Below are 16,144 nucleotides of genomic sequence, written 5' to 3'. Positions count from 1 at the left end.
TTTTTCGTCGTGCCGGGCGGATCAGCCGCGGGCGCGGGCCAGTGTCAGCACCTCATCCAGCGCCTGTTCCAACGCGGCAAGCGCTTGGGTATCGGAAAACCGGTGATCGGCACCCTTCAGCAGCTCCAAACGGATATCCGGCCCCTGCGCATGGTCCAGCAGACGCAGGGCAACGGACATGTCCACATCCGTATCCGCCGTGCCCTGCAACATCCGCACCGGGAACGGCAGGTCGAGAGGGCGATCCAGAACCCGCTGTTCAAAGCCGTCCTCGATCAGCCTGCGGGTGATGATATAGGGTTCATCAGAATAGTCCGAAGGCCGCGCGACCTGTCCGGTCTGCTCCATTTCCTGCCGCTGTTCGGGCGTGAATTCGGCCTGCATCGCATCGGCGAAATCCGGCGCAGCGGCGATGGTAATCAGGCCCGCGATCCGCTCCGGCATCTGGCGCGCCATCAAAAGCGACACCCAGCCCCCCATCGACGAGCCGATCAGGATTTGCGGACCTTCGGTCAGGGCGCCGATCGCCTCGGCGGCATCCTCGGCCCAGTCGCCGATGCAACCATCGGTGAACGCGCCGCTGCTTTCGCCGTGGCCAGAGTAATCGAACCGTAGGAAATCAAGTCCACGAATCCCCGCAAGCCCTTCTAGATGTGTGGCTTTCGTGCCCTGCATGTCGGATTTCAGCCCCCCCAGAAACACCACACCCGGCACGCTGGCGGGCGCAGTGCCGCGGGTGCGGTGATAGGCGATGCGGCGCGACTGCGCGGTGGTCAGGAATTCGGGGGCGGACATCGGGGCTCCTTGCGGCTAAGTGCGACCGGCCCAGAGGGTAGCGGCGCTGCGACCCGGTGCAAGGGGGGCGCCGGGGCGATTGCGCGGGGCTGGCGATGACCGCCGCCCCCCGGCCCCGGTTGCCAAGCGCGCCCCGCATGTCCTACTCCTTCGACCATGACAGAGCATACCCCCGGCCCCCGCTACACGCCCCTCGTTCAGAGCCTGCCGCAGACCGTGCCTTTCGTGACGCCCGAAACGCTGGAACGGCAGCGCGGGGCGGCGTTTCGCGCGCGGCTTGGCGCGAATGAAAACGGCTTTGGCCCCTCGCCCCACGCCATCGCGGCCATGGCCCGCGAAGCTGCGGAGGCGTGGAAATACGGTGATGCGGAATGCCACGAGCTGCGCATGGCGCTTGCGGCACATCATGGCGTGCCCGCCGAGGCCGTTCTGGTCGGCGAAGGTATCGACGGGCTGCTGGGCAATCTCTGTCGCCTCATGATCGCACCGGGGGACCGGGTGGTCGCGACGCGCGGCTCCTACCCGACATTCGCCTATCACGTCGCGGGGTTCGGCGGCGAGATGCTGCACGAGCCGTTCAAGGGCGATCATGAGAACCCGCAGGCTCTGATCGCACGGGCCAAAAGCTCGAACGCGAAGCTCGTTTACCTGTCAAACCCCGACAACCCGATGGGCAGCTGGCATGATGCCGCCACCGTGCAGGCCATGATCGATGATGTGCCCGATGGCTGCCTGATGGTGCTGGACGAGGCCTATATCGAATTCGCCCCCGAAGGCACCGCGCCGCCGCTGGACGTCAGCGACCGGCGGGTGATCCGTTTCCGCACCTTTTCAAAAGCCTACGGGCTGGCGGGCATTCGCTGCGGCTATGCCATCGCGCATCCTGACCTGATCGCCAGCTTCGACAAGATCCGCAACCATTTCGGCATGGGCCGGGTCGGGCCTGCCGGGGCCCGTGCGGCACTTGCCGACCAAGATTGGCTTGCCCATGTGCAGGCCGAAGCGGCGACTGCCCGCGCGCGCATTGGTGACATCGCAATCGCGGCGGGGCTGCAGCCCCTGCCCTCGGCCGCGAATTTCGTCACCGTCGATTGCGGCGGAGACGGGGACTTGGCGCGCGCGGTGCTGGCTGAACTGGCCGCGCGCGACGTGTTTGTGCGTATGCCCTTCACCGCACCGCAGGATCGCTGCATCCGCATCTCCTGCGCGCCTGAAGCCGAACTGGCGGTGCTGGAGGCGGAACTACCCGCAGCGCTCGCCGCCGCACGCGCATCGGTGCAACAGGCGCAGGCGCGCGACGCCACCGCCCCCTGATCGCGCTGGCGAGCCTTCGGGCCCGCTCAGCCTGCGGGATGGGCTGCGCAGACCTTGGCCGCAGCCGCGACCGCGCCCTGCCCGTGCGGAATGTCGAGCGCAATCAGCCCGGCCTCGATCACCCCAAGCACGCCAAGGATCATGTGAGCGTTGACATGCCCCATATGCCCGATGCGGAAATACCCGTCGGCGCGGGGGTCTTCGGGCGTGTTCATTCCGACACCGATGCCCAGCGTGACGCCCGCGTTTTCGGTCACCCAATCGCGCAACAGACGGCCATAGGGCATGCCCGTGCGGAACGCGGTCACCGAATGCGCGCGCAATGCGGGATCGGCGATGTTAAGACGGATCGGCCCGTCCGCGCCCCAGATCTCGGCCGCGGCCCAGACCGCGCGGGCCAGGGTGGCGTGACGGGACCAGACATTCTCCAACCCCTCCTCGCCGATCATGTCGAGCGCGGCGCGCAGGCCATAGGCGTGATGCGTGGCGGCGGTGCCCCCGAAATACTGATAGAATTCTTGCGGATCGGCGCGCGGCTTCCAATCCCAGTAGCGCGGTACGAACTGCACTGTCTCGCGCTGCGCGGCGGCCCGGTCATTGAAGAACACAAATCCCAGCCCCGGCGGGGTCATCAGACCCTTCTGGCATCCGGCCACCATGACATCGACGCCCCAGTCATCCATTTCGAACGGATCGCAGCCAAGGCTCGCCATGCAATCGACCATCAAGAGCGCCGGGTGCCCTGCGGCATCCAGCGCGGCGCGGACCGCCTGCACTTCGTTCTTGACCGAGGTGGAGGTGTCGGTCTGCACCATCAACACCGCCTTGTAGTCCCCTGCCCCCGGCGCGGCGAGCGCGGCGGACAGTTGATCGGGATCGATGGTGGATTGCTTGCCGAAGTCGAGCGTCTCCGTCTCGATCCCCATGCCCCGCGCGGCATCCCCCCAGCCCAGACCAAAGCGGCCCGTCGCCAGAACCAGCACACGCTCGCCCCGGTTGACGGTATTGGCCAAGGACGCATCCCACGCCCCGTGCCCGTTGGCGATATAGATCGCAACATTGTGCCGCGTGCGCGCCAATGCCCGCAGATCGGGGATCATGCCGCCGACCATATCGTGCAATTCGCCCGTATAGATATTGGGCGCGGCGCGGTGCATCGCCTGCAACACCCGGTCGGGCATCACCGAAGGTCCGGGAATGGCGAGGTATTGGCGACCGTGGGCAAGCGTCATGGGGATACTCCGGGCTAGTGCTGCCCATCTGCGATAGGTCCGGTTGCGCGCGGCGTCAATCCGCCGGGCGCCGCCTTGCCTGCGGAGGGTATTTCACGATAGACCCCGCGCGACTGTCCGCAGGTGGGAACCGTTATGTTCGACGCATTGAAAGCCCGGCTCAAGACGCTGGAACGCAAGGTTCGGCTGTCGTTCGGCGACGATATCTCGACCCCGGCGAAGCGGCGTGAGGCGTGGTTTCACTTCCACCTGATGGATCACCACATCCTGCGCTATCTGTGGACCAACTTCGACAAGGTGGCAGATGGCGTCTACCGGTCGAACCATCCCGGTCATTCCCGGCTGAAAGCGTTCAAGGAGATGGGCGGCAAGACCGTGTTGAACCTGCGCGGACAGGACCGGCAAAGCCCGTGGCTGTTTGAGGAAGAAAGCTGTCGGCAACTGGGGCTCAACCTGACAGTGGCCAAGATCTACGCCCGCAAGCCCGCGCGCAAAGAAGAGATCCTGAAGCTGATCGACGCGATGAAGACCGCCGAAAAGCCGATGTTGATGCACTGCAAATCCGGGGCGGACCGGGCCGGGTTCGCATCCGTCCTCTATCAGGTCATCGTCGAAGGGGTTCCGCTGGCGCAGGCGCGTTCCCATTTGGGGATGAAGTATCTGCACCTGAAATGGACCCAGACCGGCATCGTGGACCACATTCTCGACCTCTACGAAGCGCGCAATGCCGAAAGCCCGATCGGGCTGGAGGACTGGTTCCGCCATGAATATGACGGGCGCGAAGCGGCGCGCAGCTTTGCCCGGCTGCGGGGCCAGCCGGAACCATTGTCCCGGCGCGAGCGGCGAGCCCAGTTGGGCGGTGATGCCATCGAAGACGGGGCCGAGGCCGAGGACGATTTCGGCGACCACCCCGAGGACAGCAGCGCAGCCACGCCCGAGACCGGCGCGACGCCCGCCGACGCGCCCCGGTCCAAGGGGCCGCAGGCATGACCGACCGCCACCCCGATGCCCCCGCCGCCGCAGATCGTGACCAGAGCCCGGCTGACCATAACGGCGCCAATGCGCGCGACACCTCGGACAGCGCCGCGCAGGCCACGCCCGCACTGCCCACCGGCGGCGGTGCAAATACCGACGCCGCCGCACGAGTGACCGAAGCGGCCACCCCGCCCGCAGGCAGCGTGCCGCGCCTGACCCGCCGCAACGAGACCACGGATGACGACGAAATCGTCGTGCAGAAGGGTCTGTTCCCGTGGTTTTTCACCCGCTACCTGCGCAAACACCTGCCGCTTATCATCTTTGCCGGGCTGCTGATGTCCGTCGAAGGTTCGATGCTGGGGTTTCTGAGCTACATGATGAAGCCGATGTTCGACACGGTGTTCATCGAAGGCAATTCCGGCGCGCTCTATGGTGTGGGTTTTGCGATCCTGCTGATCTTCGTCGTCCGCGCGACCACATCCGTCATTCAAAAGGTGCTGCTGACGCGGGTGTCGTCGATTGTCATCATGCGCATCCAGAATGATCTGTTGCGGCATCTGATGACGCTCGACACCGAATTTCACCAAGTCAATCCGCCAGGCGCGTTGATGGAACGGGTGCGCGGCGAGACGGGCGCGATCGGTTCGGTCGCCAATGCGCTGGTGACCGGCGTCGGACGTGACGCGATTTCGTTGATCTCGCTGTTTTCCGTCGTGCTGTATATCGATTGGCAATGGACGCTGGTCGCGCTGATCGGCACGCCGCTGCTGGTCCTGCCGACATTCCTTGTGCAGCGGTTCATCCGCAAAACCGCCTATAAGCGCCGCATTCTGGCGGGCAAGATGTCGACCCGGCTGGATGAGATTTTCCACGGGATCAACCCGGTGAAGCTGAACGCGCTGGAAACCTATCAGGCACGGCGCTTCAAACGGCTGAGCCAGGATTCGGTAAAGATCTCGCAGCAGGCCATGCTGGGCAAATCGCTGATCCCCGGTTTGATCGATATCATGACCGGCGTCGGCTTCTTTGGTGTGCTGATCTTTGGCGGCTCGGAAATCATCGCGGGTGAAAAGACCGTCGGTGAATTCATGTCGTTCTTTACTGCGATGGCTCTGGCGTTCGAGCCGCTGCGGCGGCTGGGCGGGCTCAGCGGCACATGGCAGCAGACCGCCGTTAGCCTGCACCGCATCAAGTCGCTGTTTGACATAAAGCCCAGCCTGACCAGCCCCGAGGAGCCGGTCGATCTGCCCGAGGCCCATGGCGATATCCGGCTGGACGATGTGCGCATGAACTACGGCGAACTGCCTGTGCTGCGCGGTTGTTCCTTCACCGCCGAGGCGGGCAAGACCACGGCGCTGGTCGGTGCGTCGGGCGCGGGGAAAAGCACCGTGTTCAACCTGTTGACCCGGCTCATCGATCCCGATGACGGGGTGATCTCCATCGGCGGGATCGACACGCGCTCCTTCTCACTGGGCGATCTGCGCGGGCAATTCTCGATCGTCAGTCAGGATGCCGCGCTGTTCGACGAGTCGCTGCGCGACAATATCCTGCTGGGCCGCAGCAAGGTCAGTGAAGAGGAACTGGACCGGGTCCTGCGCGCCGCCCATATCGCGGATTTCATCGACAGCCTGCCCAATGGCATCGACAGCCCCGCCGGGCCGCGCGGCTCGAACCTTTCTGGCGGTCAGCGGCAGCGCGTGGCCATTGCGCGGGCCCTGCTGCGCAACCGGCCCATCCTGCTGCTGGACGAGGCCACATCGGCGCTGGATGTGCAGTCCGAAGCCGTGGTGCAACAGGCGCTCGACAGCCTTAGCGCGGGGCGGACCACCATCGTCATCGCGCACCGGCTCTCCACCATTCGCAATGCGTCGAAGATCGTGGTGATGGATGCCGGTGTCGTGGTGGAAAGCGGCACCCATGAGGAGCTGCTGGCCCGGGACGGGCATTACGCAAAGCTCTATCGCCTTCAGTTCCGCAAATCGGAAGAGGCGACGCGCGGGCTGTGATCCGCGGCCAGCCGCTCCGGCGCGGCACCGCCCAGATAGCGCGCCAGCCGCCACAGATCGCCCGAGCCACGCCGCAGCCAGCCCGCGTCACGGTAGCGGGCAGCTGAAACCTGCGCCGCCACGGGAAGTTCGCACAGCACCCCCCGCAGAGCCCGCGCCATTGCGACATCCGCCATCACGGGCAAGTCCGGGTAGCCCCCTCGCGCGGCCAGCAAATCCCGATGGATCAGCAGGCCCTGATCGCCATAGGGCAGCCCCAGCTGCCGACTGCGCAGGTTGGCCCAGCCTGCGACTAGCCTTGGCGCCAGCCCCGTTGCGCGGAATGTTAATTTGAAATGCGCGGCGCGGCCGGGATCGGCCAGATGATCACCCACCGGCCCGGTCCAGCCCGGTGCCAGCCATGTATCGGCCTCGATCACCAATCGCCACGGCGCTCGCGCCGCGGCCAGCCCTCGTGCGATCTGGCCGCCATGCCCCTGCGGGCCCGAAACCACCTCTGCTCCCGTGGCGCGCGCGATGGCGCAGGTGTCGTCCGACGAGCCTCCATCGCTTATGATCAATTCCCGGATCAGCCCCGCGCCAGCGCCCTCGACCAAGGGGGCGAGCGTATCGGGCAGCGTGGCGGCGGCATTCCATGTGGGGATCACGACCGAAATCGGGGCAGGCATCAGGGCTCCTTGGCCGGGGCGGGCAAAGCGACAGGCGGGGTGTTGCACCTGCTCGTGACACCTATATCCAAGGCGAGAGTTCCAACACCGGAGATACAGACGATGGGCGAAGCCGCGACAGGACGCAAGTTGTTGCAGATCACCGGCACCGACCGGCTCAAGTTCCTCCAAAACCTTGTCACCAATGAAATGGCGCGGCTCGACGACCGTCTGGTCTATGCCGCGCTGCTGACGCCGCAGGGGAAATACCTTGCGGATTTTCTGGTCACCGAACAGGACGGAGCGGTCCTGATCGACGTGGCGCAGGGGCTCGCGCCCGATCTGCTGCGGCGCCTGTCGATGTATAAGCTGCGCGCTGATGTCGAAATCGGCGAAAGCCCGCTGCATATCCAGCGCGGATTGGACGATGCGTCAGACAGCCGCCCCGCAGGCGCCCTGCCCGACCCGCGGCACCCGGCGCTTGGCTGGCGGGCCTACACCACACAGCCGGGCAGTGCCGAAGCGACGGATTGGGATGCCATCCGCGTCGCACATCTGATCCCCGAAACCTGCATCGAGCTGATCCCGAACGAAACCTACATCCTCGAAGCGGGGTTCGAGCGGCTGAACGGCGTGGATTTCCGCAAGGGCTGCTATGTCGGGCAGGAGGTCACCGCCCGCATGAAGCACAAGACCGAGTTGAAAAAGGGGCTTGTCCCCGTCGCGGTCCAAGGCACCGCCCCGCCGGGCACCCCTGTCATGGCGGGCGAGAAGGAAGCCGGTGTGCTCTATACCCAATCGGGTGGACGCGGGATCGCATGGCTGCGCTTTGACCGTGCAGGCGGCGAGATGCAGGCAGGCGACGCCGTGCTGCGCCGGGTCAGCTAACCGATGCCGGCCCCACCCGCGCGAGAGACCGAAGCACAGTTGACCGCACGGGTGGGCCATGTGCTGGGGCGCGGTGTGGCCGGGCTGCGGCCCTTGGGCGGGGGCGATCTGTCTACCGTCTACGCAGCCCTGCTGGCCGGGGGCGATACGCTGGTGGTGAAGCCCGGCCCCGACATGGCCGCCGAGGCGGATATGCTGCGCGCGATCCGCATGACCGGCTGCCCTGCGCCGCAGGTGCTCCATGCCGGTCCCGACCTGATGGTGATGGAGCACATGCCCGCTGGCGGCAAACCGGGGCCCGAGGGTTGGGCCGAACTGGGCCATGCGCTGCGCCTGCTGCACGCGGATACCGCGCCGGATTACGGCTGGCACCGCGATCACGCCTTTGGTCCGGCGCCGATCCCAAACGGTCGGGTGGCGGAGTGGCCGCTGTTCTGGGCTGAAAACCGGCTGCTCGCATGGCCCGAGGCGCTGCCGCGCAAGATCGCGGCGCGGGTCGAAACCATTGCCCACCGCATCGACGATCTGCTGCCCGCCACCCCGCCAGCCGCGCTGCTGCACGGCGATCTGTGGTCTGGCAATGTGCTCTGGACGGCTGAGGGCAGGCTATCGGCCCTGATCGACCCGGCCAGCTATCACGGCCACGGCGAGGTCGATCTGGCGATGCTGCACCTGTTCGGACAGCCTGACGATGCGCTCCATATCGCCTATGGCACTGATCCGGATTTCTTGCGCAGGCGCGCCGTCTACCAATTATGGCCCGCGCTGGTGCATCTGCGCCTGTTCGGGCGCGCGTATCTGGGAATGGTCACCGACCTGCTGGACCGGCTGAAGGCCTGACGCCCCCGCGCTCCACCCCCAGTCACACCCGTCCGGACATGAAAAAGCCGCCTGCCCCGTCCGGGATCAGGCGGCTTTGCCGGGAACGTCGCGTCACTTTCGATCAGGCGCGCTCGGCATATTCCATGGTTTCGGTGTTGACGATGATGTCTTCGTCCTGCCCCACGAAGGGCGGCACCATCACCTTCACACCGTTGTCGAGCACCGCGGGCTTGAAGCTGTTGGCAGCCGTCTGACCCTTCACCACCGGCTCGGTCTCGACCACCTTGCAGGTGACTTTCTGCGGCACGGTCGCGTTCAGGGCTTCGGTGTCGTAATACTCGATCACCACCGTCATACCGTCCTGCAGGAACGGGCGGCGGTCGCCGAGGATCTCAGCGGGAAGCTCGATCTGGTCGTAGGTCTCGGTATCCATGAAAACCAGCATACCATCGGTTTCATAGAGAAATTGCTGATCTTTCTGCTCCAGCCGCACACGCTCGACCTTGTCGGCGGAGCGGAAGCGCTCGTTCAGCTTGGAGCCGTTGCGCAGGTTGCGCAGCTCGACTTGGGCAAAGGCACCGCCCTTGCCGGGCTTGACGTGATCGACTTTTACGGCGGCCCACAGGCCGTCATTATGCTCCAGCACATTGCCGGGGCGGATCTCGTTACCGTTGATTTTCGGCATGGGGCAAAACCTTGTCAGCGGGTTGAAGCAATTTGGGCGGCACCTATATCTGGGCCTTGAGCGCCTGACAAGACGACTAAATACGGGATCGGATATTGCCAGCCATGTTGTATACGCATGGGTGCATTGCACTGGGGGGCATATCGAATCAGGGTCAAACTGTCATATTCGGCCCCATGCCGGAAAGACAAGACCAAGAATAACAAAGGACGAAACATGATCGATTTCGTTGATGGCACGGCTTTCAACTATGAACAGGGCCAAAGAGCGCGCAAGCTTTTTGCTGCTGTGGTGTTGGCCGCGCTGGATGACGCCATCGCCGATGATAAGAAATACGGCAATGGTCCCGAACAAATCGCCCGCTGGGCCCGGTCGCGTGATGGCCGCGAGGTTCTCAGCTGCGCGGGCATCGACCCCAATGAACGGGTCGTGTCCGGACTGATGGAGTTTGTCTCCAATGGCGTCCGCACATCGGTCGCCCTGTCGCGGGAAGAAAGCGAGCGCCGCCATGCGGCAGAGCAGGCCGAAGCAGCCTGACATTTTTCGGCCCGCTGCCACGGGCCGGCTCGACGAAAGCGCGGTCCCTCGGGGCCGCGTTTTTCATTTCTGGGGTAGCTTTGGCGAGGCGCCCGGCACGGACGCTCGCACACAGTCCGCTGTCAGGGCCGTGACAGGTGCAGGGCGGTCCCCACCGCGACATGACGGTGATAGCGCTCACAGCGCCGCATAGCGGGCCTCAGCCCTATCGCAGTCGCAGGGATGGTTAGTCGAACTCGCGCCCGGCAAGGATACGCTGGATTTCCCGGCGGACGAGCAGACGCACATTCCGGGTGATCTGTTCCCCCAACACACCGCGAAGCTCATCGCGCAGGATCTCCCCCACGATATCGCGCAGGGCGTCCTCCTCCAGCGTCAGTTCCATCGACCCGGCCAGCGCGGGCATGCCTGCCTCCGTCAAAGGCGCGTCGGGGATCGTCAAAACGGGCGCCTGGCTCTCATCGGCCTCGGGCTCGTCGTCGAACCCATCGGCCAATGCGGCCTCGGCCAAATCATCCTCTTCGGCGCGTTCCAGATCGGCGACAGCCGCAGCGGCAAGCGCGTCGGCCTCAGCCGCCATTGTGCCGGTCCACTGCGCGCCAGGGTCAACATCCAGATTGACGGCAATCGGGCCCAGATCAGGCTCGGCCGCGGCGGCGGGATCGCTCGTCTCCCCTTCGGGTTTCGGCGTCGTTGCGGTCCGCGTGGTGTGGAAGGTCAGCCCATCCCCGGCGGACGCAGCGTCGCGGGTGTCCTCCGTTGCCGCATCATCTGGCTGATCCTCCCCAACGGGCGGCTGCTCCAACACCGACGGATTGTCCGGCAGCAAGCCGCTGCGACGGGCCACATAGGCGGACACGCGCGAGGTGACCCGTTCGGACACCCGCGCCAATTCGATGTCAAAAGCATCCTCGACATCAATCGCTTCGGCATCGTCCCATTGGACGGGCGGCGCGTCCCGAATGACTTCGGAGCCGTCGGGCTCCCAATCCTGCGGATGCTCATCAACGCCCGCTTCCAATTCGCTCAGACGTCGGGTGATGGCGGCGGCAATGGCGTCGCGGTCGGCCTGCGCCTGCTGCCCATCGTCGCGCTTGTCGTCTTGCGTCTCCGCCTGACGGAGGCGGGAGAGATGAAGCGGAATCGGCGCGGCGGGCCCCTGCGCGCTGTCCTCGTCATCGTCATCGTCCTCAGGCTCCGCCACCATTTCAGGCAGGATGCGGAAGGACGGCGTCAGCACCAGCGCGGGTGCGGAGCCTTGCGACGGGCGGACGTTTTCGGCTTCAGATGGTTCTGGGGGTTTACGGTTGGAGGCCGCGATGCGTTCGGCCAGCGGGCGATCACAGCTGAGCGGCGCAAACACATGGCCCGCCTCGGCCACATCATCCGTATCCTCCGCGCGATCTTCGCCGGGGGCGTCATCCGCCGCACCGTTCCGCGCCGCGCGGTTGTCCGGAGATACAGATCGGGACAGAAACGCAGGCGCCGTCACATTCGACAGGGCCGCCGCGCCATTTGTGGTGGGGGTATCTGCATCCTGCGGAGCAGTGCTGCGGGTCTGCGCCACCAGCCGACGGATCGACGACAGGACATCCTCGATTTCGCTGTTGGTGGCCGGATCAGACATAGGGGCTCCTCGCTCGTGCATTGCCACATAGTGTAGCTGCCCGAAACATATCACACAATCTCTGCCCGCGTGACCTATCCTTCATTTAAGATGGGCCGATAGGTGCCGATCCCGCGTGCCACTGCCAGGGCGAAGGGCGAAACCCCGCCCCCTGCCCGTGCATTCAGCGCTTGCCCAACCGCTCCAGCACCGCGTCGAGCTTGCGCCCCTGCTGCGACAGACCGGCAGGCGCATTTTTGACCGCATTGTAATAGGCCGAGGGGTCATAGGTCTGGATACCGAGCTTCAGATGATCGACGGTCAGCAGACCCATCGCAGACAGAAGTGAATAAATCGCTACATATTGCGCAGCGACCGCATCCACCCGGTCCACCCGTGCGTCCAGCAGATCCTGTTCGGCGTCGAGCACGTCAAGCGTGGTCCGCGCGCCAAGGCTCGCCTCCTCGCGGATGCCGTTAAACGCGATCTGCGCGGCGCTGATCTGGCGATCCGTGGCTTCCAACTGGGCGATGGCGACAGCCAGCGTGGCCCATGCATTGCCTGCGGACTGTTCCACCTCATGCACCGTCTGCAAAAGGTTCGCGCGGTTGGCGTCGCGCTGCGCGCGGGCCTGACGCACGGCGGAGGACAGCGCCCCGCCCGCATAGATCGGCTGGTTGAGCGACAGGCCGAACGCACCGCTGCGGTCGCCATATTTGTCCATCGCCACCGAGGCATTGGCGTTGACCGACGGTTTCATCGCCGCCTGCGCCCGCAACACACCCAGTTCGGTCACGGTGACCTCGCGCTGCGCCTGGCGGATCGCCGGATGCGTGCGGGTCGCGATTTTCTTGGCTTCATCGAGTGTGTTGGGAATATCGGGGGTCGGCGGCGCATCGGCCAGAGTGCCCGGTGCGTGCCCCACGGCCAGTTTATAGGCCTCGCGCGCATATTCCAGCTGCCCTTCGGCGGCAGCGTAGGAGGAATTGGCGGCAGCAAGGCGCGCCTCGGCAGCGGCCACTTCGGTGCGGGTGATCTCGCCGACCTCGAACCTGTCGCGCGCGGCGCGCAGCTGTTCGGTAATCAGGCGGGTGTTGCTTTGGCGCAGGGAGACAAGCTGCTTGGCGCTTTGCACATCCGTATAGGCCTGCACGGCGGACAGCAGCACGCTTTGCTCCACCGCGACCAGCGCCTCACGGGTGGCCAGCACGGTTTCCTTGGTCTGGTCGATGGCAAGCTGGTTGTCGCCCCCATCGTAAAGCGTGATGGACGCCTGAAGCTCCACCGCTGCATTGATGACATCGATCGCGGTGGGGGCCAGCGGGAAACTGCGGGTCGCGCTGGCAGCAAAATTCAGCACCGGGCGCAGCGACGCCACAGCCTGCGCCACGTCTTCGTCTGCGGCGCGCAGCAACGCGCGGTTCTGGTCCAGCAGGTGCGAATGGCGATAGGCATCGATCAACGTATCGGTCAGCGTTTCGGCCCATGCGGCGGGCGCCGACAGCGCAAGGCTCACCGCAACCCCGACTGCCATGCCAAAGCGCCGCGACCGCCCCATACGCGCGGCGCGGGGCGCGCCACCGGGCTGCGACGGACCAGTGCGTAGGTCGGAGGAGTGCTGAATGCGTGTCATCGGGTGCCTGTCCCCGGAGCCTAGGCGGCCCCGACAAAAGTTGAATGGGCGAGGAGCCTCTTGGCGGTCTCGACTAGTCCTAAACAGCGCCAGGACGGTTTCCCGTCACAGGACGAATGCGTGCTTCGCGGCAAAGCCGGGCAGAACCGGTGCGCCCGCGTTGAAGGCATAGCGCCAACTGATGTTGCCGTCGGTCTTGTAGCCGATCCGCGCAACGCCAAGCGCACCTTCCATGAAGACACAGCCGATGCGACCGCCTTCTTTCAGTTGATCGGCGAAACCGGCGGGCAGTTCCTCGATCGCGCCTTCGATCAGGATCACGTCATAGGGGCCATGCTTGGCCGCGCCTTCGGCCAAGGGGCCTTCGATCACGGCGGCATTGTCGACGCCCTCAGCGGACAGGATCGACTGGGCCTCGCGGGCCATGTCGGCGTCCTCCTCCAGCGCGACGACCGCTTCGGCCAGACGCGACAGAACGGCGGTGGAGTAGCCAAGGCCACATCCCACATCGAGCGCCAGTTCGTCGGGCTGCACCGACAGACCGTCGAGAAGCTTGGCAAAGGTGCGCGGCTCCAGCACCACGCGGCCCCGGCCCAGATCGACATTCTCGCCGGAATAGGCTGCCTCGCGCTTCTCAGCGGGGACATAAAGTTCGCGCGGCACATTCAGCATCGCGTCGATGATCGGAAATTTCGTCACATCCGAGGGCCGAACTTGCGTGTCGACCATCACCGTGCGGCGCTGTGTGTATTTCATTGGAGCTGAACTCATCGGTTTAATTCCACGAGTCGAGGTTTCGCACAAAGCCTCGGGTGGGGCAACAGGTCAGCGGCACGGATCAGCGTTTCAGCGGCGACATCACGCCCTGCTGCCTGTAGCGCAGCACCACCCGCCCCGTCGCGTCACGCACCGCCCCGTTGACGACGACCCGCCCCAGTCGTGCCAGTTCCGCCGCGACCGAGACATAGAGCCATTCCGCCAGCGCGGCTTGCGGATCGAACACATGCACATCGTGATTGAGCGTGGCCAAATAATAGGCGCCATCGGTCTCGCCCCGCGCCGCCATCACCGCCTCCCGCGCTGCTGCCATCACCGTCCGGTCGGAGGCATAGAGCGCGCAGATCACCCGCTCCGCCGGATCGCTGGCCTGCGCGACGCTCATCGCGGGCGAGATGCGAAACCAGTAGCCGAACGCGCCCGCTGCCGGGTCATACGCGCCCATCCGCTTTTCCAGCCTGTCATCGCGTTCCAGCGTGCGCGCCAAGGCGCCATCCGGCAGATCGAAACTGTCGGCCAGCGCGGGGGGCGGCGCGTCGCGCGGGACGTCCCCCGTATCGGCCTGCGGCGTCACAAAGGACATGAGCGAGGCCGCCAGAAGCCGCTCCTCCTGATGCGCCTCGACCAAAACGCGGCGGTAGCGCCCGCCATCGGTCAGCAGGCGCACATCGTGCCGCAGCTCGACCCCGCCCCGGATCGGCGCGGCGAATTGCGTCGCAACGGAATGAAGCAGGCGGCGGTCCTCGGGCCGCAGGCGCAGCGCGGCGCGGGCGCTTTGCGCCATAAGCTCTCCGCCGAAAGCCTTATCGGTCACGTCCTCCCACGGCAGGCAGGTCCAGCTGCGCAGGTCTGGACCGGGCGCTGTGACCTCGGTCAGGCGGGGCAGCCAATCGTCAGGATCGATCTTATCAGGCATATGGGCTCCTTCGGGCGGGCTCCGGGCCTGCGGGGGGCAAAGGCGCGGATCGCGGCGGGTTATCCCCGATCTGGGCCGCAAGGGCCAGTGCCTGTGCCTCGGCGCCCCCCGCAGATTTGCCGGTCGATCTATCCAGTTCAACCCTCCGGTCAACTGGCGTAAGCAGACGCAAAATCATTCGGAGGACAGTGCACATGAATCCAGCCCGCATCGCGATCGTCGGCACCGGCGTCATTGGCAAAACCCATATCGAGGCGACGAAAACCTGTGACGAGGCGACCTTGTTCGGCATCGTCGAGCCGGGGCCGAACGGTGCCGCCATCGCACAGGCCAATGACTGCACGCTGTTCACCGATCTTGACGCATTGATCGCCGCCCGGCCCGACGCGGTCGTCGTCGCCACACCGAACGCCACCCATGTCCCCATCGGCGTGCAACTAATCGAGGCAGGCATCCCGGTCCTGATCGAAAAGCCGCTGGCGGAAACCGCCGAGGCCGGGGCACGTCTGGTCGCCGCATCCGAAAAGACCGGCGTGCCGGGGCTGACCGGCCATCACCGCCGCCATAACCCGATCATCCGCGCCGCAAAATCTGTGATCGCGTCGGAGCGGTTCGGCCAGTTGGTGATGGGCACTGTCACCGCCTCTCTCCGCAAGGACGACGCCTATTTCGACGTGGCATGGCATGGCGAAAAGGGCAATGGCGGCCCGATCCTCATCAATCTGATCCACGAGGTCGATCTGCTGCGCCATTTCTTTGGCGAGGTCGCGCAGGTCCATGCCGTCGTCTCGAACAAGGCCCGGGGTCTGGAGGTGGAGGACACCGCCGCCATCGTGCTGCGCTTTGCCTCGGGCGGGCTGGTGACCGTCGCGATCTCGGATGCCGCCGTCGGGCCGTGGTGCTGGGACATCAACGCGGGCGAAAATCCGGGCCGCTTCCCCAAACATGACGTGATCTCCTCCATGTTCGCGGGCAGCGAAGGCGGCGTCAGCCTGCCGGATCTGTCGTTCTGGCGGCATGGCGGTGAGAAAAGCTGGTATGAAAAGCTTCAGCACGAGGTGCTGCCCACCGATGGTGAGGATGCCTATGTAAGCCAGATCCGCAACCTCGCCCGCGTCGCGCGGGGCACGGAGGCCCCGCTGACCTCGCTGCGCGAAGGCTACGAGGACATGCGCGTCCTGGAGGCAGTGACCCGCTCCGCCGAAACCGGAATGCCGGTGGATCTGTAAGGCGCCGGGAGGCGTGGTGAGGCTGGCTGCCGCCGGTCTCGCTGGCTGACCCAACTCGGCGAGAAGCGCCCTCCCTTGGGTG

The 16,144-nt window shown here is 65.5% G+C and carries 15 protein-coding genes; 7 read left to right on the top strand and 8 right to left on the bottom strand.

What is annotated here, in order from left to right; genetic code table 11:
• Nucleotides 1-21: 21 nt before the first annotated feature.
• Nucleotides 22-795 carry an alpha/beta fold hydrolase gene (locus CBW24_RS07375; RefSeq protein ID WP_097373167.1) on the bottom strand — a complete coding sequence of 258 codons (774 nt, stop codon included), beginning with the start codon at nucleotides 793-795 and terminating at the stop codon, nucleotides 22-24.
• Nucleotides 796-951: 156 nt separating this feature from the next.
• Here CBW24_RS07375 and CBW24_RS07370 point away from each other — a divergent pair, with 156 nt between their 5' ends.
• Nucleotides 952-2,109 (top strand): pyridoxal phosphate-dependent aminotransferase, encoded by a 1,158-nt coding sequence (locus CBW24_RS07370; protein WP_097373166.1) that lies wholly within the window; start codon nucleotides 952-954, stop codon nucleotides 2,107-2,109.
• Nucleotides 2,110-2,135: 26 nt separating this feature from the next.
• Here the strand turns inward: CBW24_RS07370 and CBW24_RS07365 are convergent, their stop codons facing one another.
• The gene (locus CBW24_RS07365) at nucleotides 2,136-3,341 is read right to left on the bottom strand and encodes a pyridoxal-phosphate-dependent aminotransferase family protein (protein ID WP_097373165.1); all 1,206 of its coding nucleotides are present in this window, start codon (nucleotides 3,339-3,341) and stop codon (nucleotides 2,136-2,138) included.
• A 135-nt stretch (nucleotides 3,342-3,476) separates the two neighbouring features.
• Here CBW24_RS07365 and CBW24_RS07360 point away from each other — a divergent pair, with 135 nt between their 5' ends.
• A complete protein-coding gene (locus CBW24_RS07360; protein WP_157773120.1) occupies nucleotides 3,477-4,331 on the top strand; it encodes a tyrosine-protein phosphatase in 855 nt (284 codons plus the stop codon).
• Complete coding sequence (locus tag CBW24_RS07355; protein ID WP_088663934.1) at nucleotides 4,328-6,322, top strand: ABC transporter ATP-binding protein; 1,995 nt, start codon at nucleotides 4,328-4,330, stop codon at nucleotides 6,320-6,322. Before CBW24_RS07360 ends, CBW24_RS07355 begins: the two co-directional genes overlap by 4 nt.
• Here CBW24_RS07355 and CBW24_RS07350 read toward each other — a convergent pair.
• Entirely contained in the window at nucleotides 6,283-6,990 is a 708-nt protein-coding gene (locus tag CBW24_RS07350; RefSeq protein WP_097373164.1) for a glycosyltransferase, read from the bottom strand. The genes CBW24_RS07355 and CBW24_RS07350 overlap by 40 nt on opposite strands.
• A gap of 102 nt (nucleotides 6,991-7,092) precedes the next feature.
• On the opposite strand from CBW24_RS07350, the gene ygfZ reads away from it, so the two are divergent.
• Together ygfZ and CBW24_RS07340 are read left to right on the top strand one after the other, a co-directional pair.
• The gene (gene ygfZ / locus CBW24_RS07345; protein WP_097373163.1) at nucleotides 7,093-7,857 is read left to right on the top strand and encodes a CAF17-like 4Fe-4S cluster assembly/insertion protein YgfZ; all 765 of its coding nucleotides are present in this window, start codon (nucleotides 7,093-7,095) and stop codon (nucleotides 7,855-7,857) included.
• Between the two features lie 3 nt (nucleotides 7,858-7,860).
• The gene (locus CBW24_RS07340) at nucleotides 7,861-8,697 is read left to right on the top strand and encodes a fructosamine kinase family protein (protein ID WP_097373162.1); all 837 of its coding nucleotides are present in this window, start codon (nucleotides 7,861-7,863) and stop codon (nucleotides 8,695-8,697) included.
• A 103-nt stretch (nucleotides 8,698-8,800) separates the two neighbouring features.
• Here the strand turns inward: CBW24_RS07340 and efp are convergent, their stop codons facing one another.
• A complete protein-coding gene (gene efp, locus CBW24_RS07335) occupies nucleotides 8,801-9,364 on the bottom strand; it encodes an elongation factor P (RefSeq protein WP_088663930.1) in 564 nt (187 codons plus the stop codon).
• 216 nt (nucleotides 9,365-9,580) lie between these two features.
• On the opposite strand from efp, the gene CBW24_RS07330 reads away from it, so the two are divergent.
• Nucleotides 9,581-9,901: a DUF6280 family protein gene (locus tag CBW24_RS07330; protein ID WP_088663929.1), complete on the top strand. Its 321-nt coding sequence runs from the start codon at nucleotides 9,581-9,583 to the stop codon at nucleotides 9,899-9,901.
• A 226-nt stretch (nucleotides 9,902-10,127) separates the two neighbouring features.
• Here the strand turns inward: CBW24_RS07330 and CBW24_RS07325 are convergent, their stop codons facing one another.
• From CBW24_RS07325 to CBW24_RS07310, 4 genes are all read right to left on the bottom strand, one after another.
• Nucleotides 10,128-11,528, bottom strand: coding sequence for a hypothetical protein (locus tag CBW24_RS07325; protein ID WP_097373161.1), 1,401 nt, complete (start codon nucleotides 11,526-11,528; stop codon nucleotides 10,128-10,130).
• 163 nt (nucleotides 11,529-11,691) lie between these two features.
• On the bottom strand, nucleotides 11,692-13,041 hold the full coding sequence (locus tag CBW24_RS07320; RefSeq protein ID WP_374708997.1) for a TolC family outer membrane protein: 1,350 nt from the start codon (nucleotides 13,039-13,041) through the stop codon (nucleotides 11,692-11,694).
• A gap of 204 nt (nucleotides 13,042-13,245) precedes the next feature.
• Complete coding sequence (locus CBW24_RS07315; protein ID WP_088663927.1) at nucleotides 13,246-13,896, bottom strand: protein-L-isoaspartate O-methyltransferase family protein; 651 nt, start codon at nucleotides 13,894-13,896, stop codon at nucleotides 13,246-13,248.
• A gap of 82 nt (nucleotides 13,897-13,978) precedes the next feature.
• Nucleotides 13,979-14,833 carry an acyl-CoA thioesterase gene (locus tag CBW24_RS07310; protein WP_097373159.1) on the bottom strand — a complete coding sequence of 285 codons (855 nt, stop codon included), beginning with the start codon at nucleotides 14,831-14,833 and terminating at the stop codon, nucleotides 13,979-13,981.
• 194 nt (nucleotides 14,834-15,027) lie between these two features.
• On the opposite strand from CBW24_RS07310, the gene CBW24_RS07305 reads away from it, so the two are divergent.
• Nucleotides 15,028-16,062, top strand: coding sequence for a Gfo/Idh/MocA family protein (locus tag CBW24_RS07305; RefSeq protein ID WP_088663926.1), 1,035 nt, complete (start codon nucleotides 15,028-15,030; stop codon nucleotides 16,060-16,062).
• Nucleotides 16,063-16,144: the final 82 nt, after the last annotated feature.

This window comes from Pacificitalea manganoxidans, from assembly GCF_002504165.1.
Taxonomy (GTDB): domain Bacteria; phylum Pseudomonadota; class Alphaproteobacteria; order Rhodobacterales; family Rhodobacteraceae; genus Pacificitalea; species Pacificitalea manganoxidans.
The sequence above is the reverse complement of the archived record's forward strand: the minus strand, read 5'-3'. Positions and strand labels throughout refer to the sequence as shown.

What these genes read in the sequence shown, in the direction of transcription:
- CBW24_RS07375 (WP_097373167.1), bottom strand. Translation starts at nt 795, where the DNA reads ATGTCCGCCCCCGAATTCCTGACCACCGCGCAGTCGCGCCGCATCGCC.
- CBW24_RS07370 (WP_097373166.1), top strand. Translation starts at nt 952, where the DNA reads ATGACAGAGCATACCCCCGGCCCCCGCTACACGCCCCTCGTTCAGAGC.
- CBW24_RS07365 (WP_097373165.1), bottom strand. Translation starts at nt 3,341, where the DNA reads ATGACGCTTGCCCACGGTCGCCAATACCTCGCCATTCCCGGACCTTCG.
- CBW24_RS07360 (WP_157773120.1), top strand. Translation starts at nt 3,477, where the DNA reads ATGTTCGACGCATTGAAAGCCCGGCTCAAGACGCTGGAACGCAAGGTT.
- CBW24_RS07355 (WP_088663934.1), top strand. Translation starts at nt 4,328, where the DNA reads ATGACCGACCGCCACCCCGATGCCCCCGCCGCCGCAGATCGTGACCAG.
- CBW24_RS07350 (WP_097373164.1), bottom strand. Translation starts at nt 6,990, where the DNA reads ATGCCTGCCCCGATTTCGGTCGTGATCCCCACATGGAATGCCGCCGCC.
- ygfZ (WP_097373163.1), top strand. Translation starts at nt 7,093, where the DNA reads ATGGGCGAAGCCGCGACAGGACGCAAGTTGTTGCAGATCACCGGCACC.
- CBW24_RS07340 (WP_097373162.1), top strand. Translation starts at nt 7,861, where the DNA reads ATGCCGGCCCCACCCGCGCGAGAGACCGAAGCACAGTTGACCGCACGG.
- efp (WP_088663930.1), bottom strand. Translation starts at nt 9,364, where the DNA reads ATGCCGAAAATCAACGGTAACGAGATCCGCCCCGGCAATGTGCTGGAG.
- CBW24_RS07330 (WP_088663929.1), top strand. Translation starts at nt 9,581, where the DNA reads ATGATCGATTTCGTTGATGGCACGGCTTTCAACTATGAACAGGGCCAA.
- CBW24_RS07325 (WP_097373161.1), bottom strand. Translation starts at nt 11,528, where the DNA reads ATGTCTGATCCGGCCACCAACAGCGAAATCGAGGATGTCCTGTCGTCG.
- CBW24_RS07320 (WP_374708997.1), bottom strand. Translation starts at nt 13,041, where the DNA reads ATGGCAGTCGGGGTTGCGGTGAGCCTTGCGCTGTCGGCGCCCGCCGCA.
- CBW24_RS07315 (WP_088663927.1), bottom strand. Translation starts at nt 13,896, where the DNA reads ATGAAATACACACAGCGCCGCACGGTGATGGTCGACACGCAAGTTCGG.
- CBW24_RS07310 (WP_097373159.1), bottom strand. Translation starts at nt 14,833, where the DNA reads ATGCCTGATAAGATCGATCCTGACGATTGGCTGCCCCGCCTGACCGAG.
- CBW24_RS07305 (WP_088663926.1), top strand. Translation starts at nt 15,028, where the DNA reads ATGAATCCAGCCCGCATCGCGATCGTCGGCACCGGCGTCATTGGCAAA.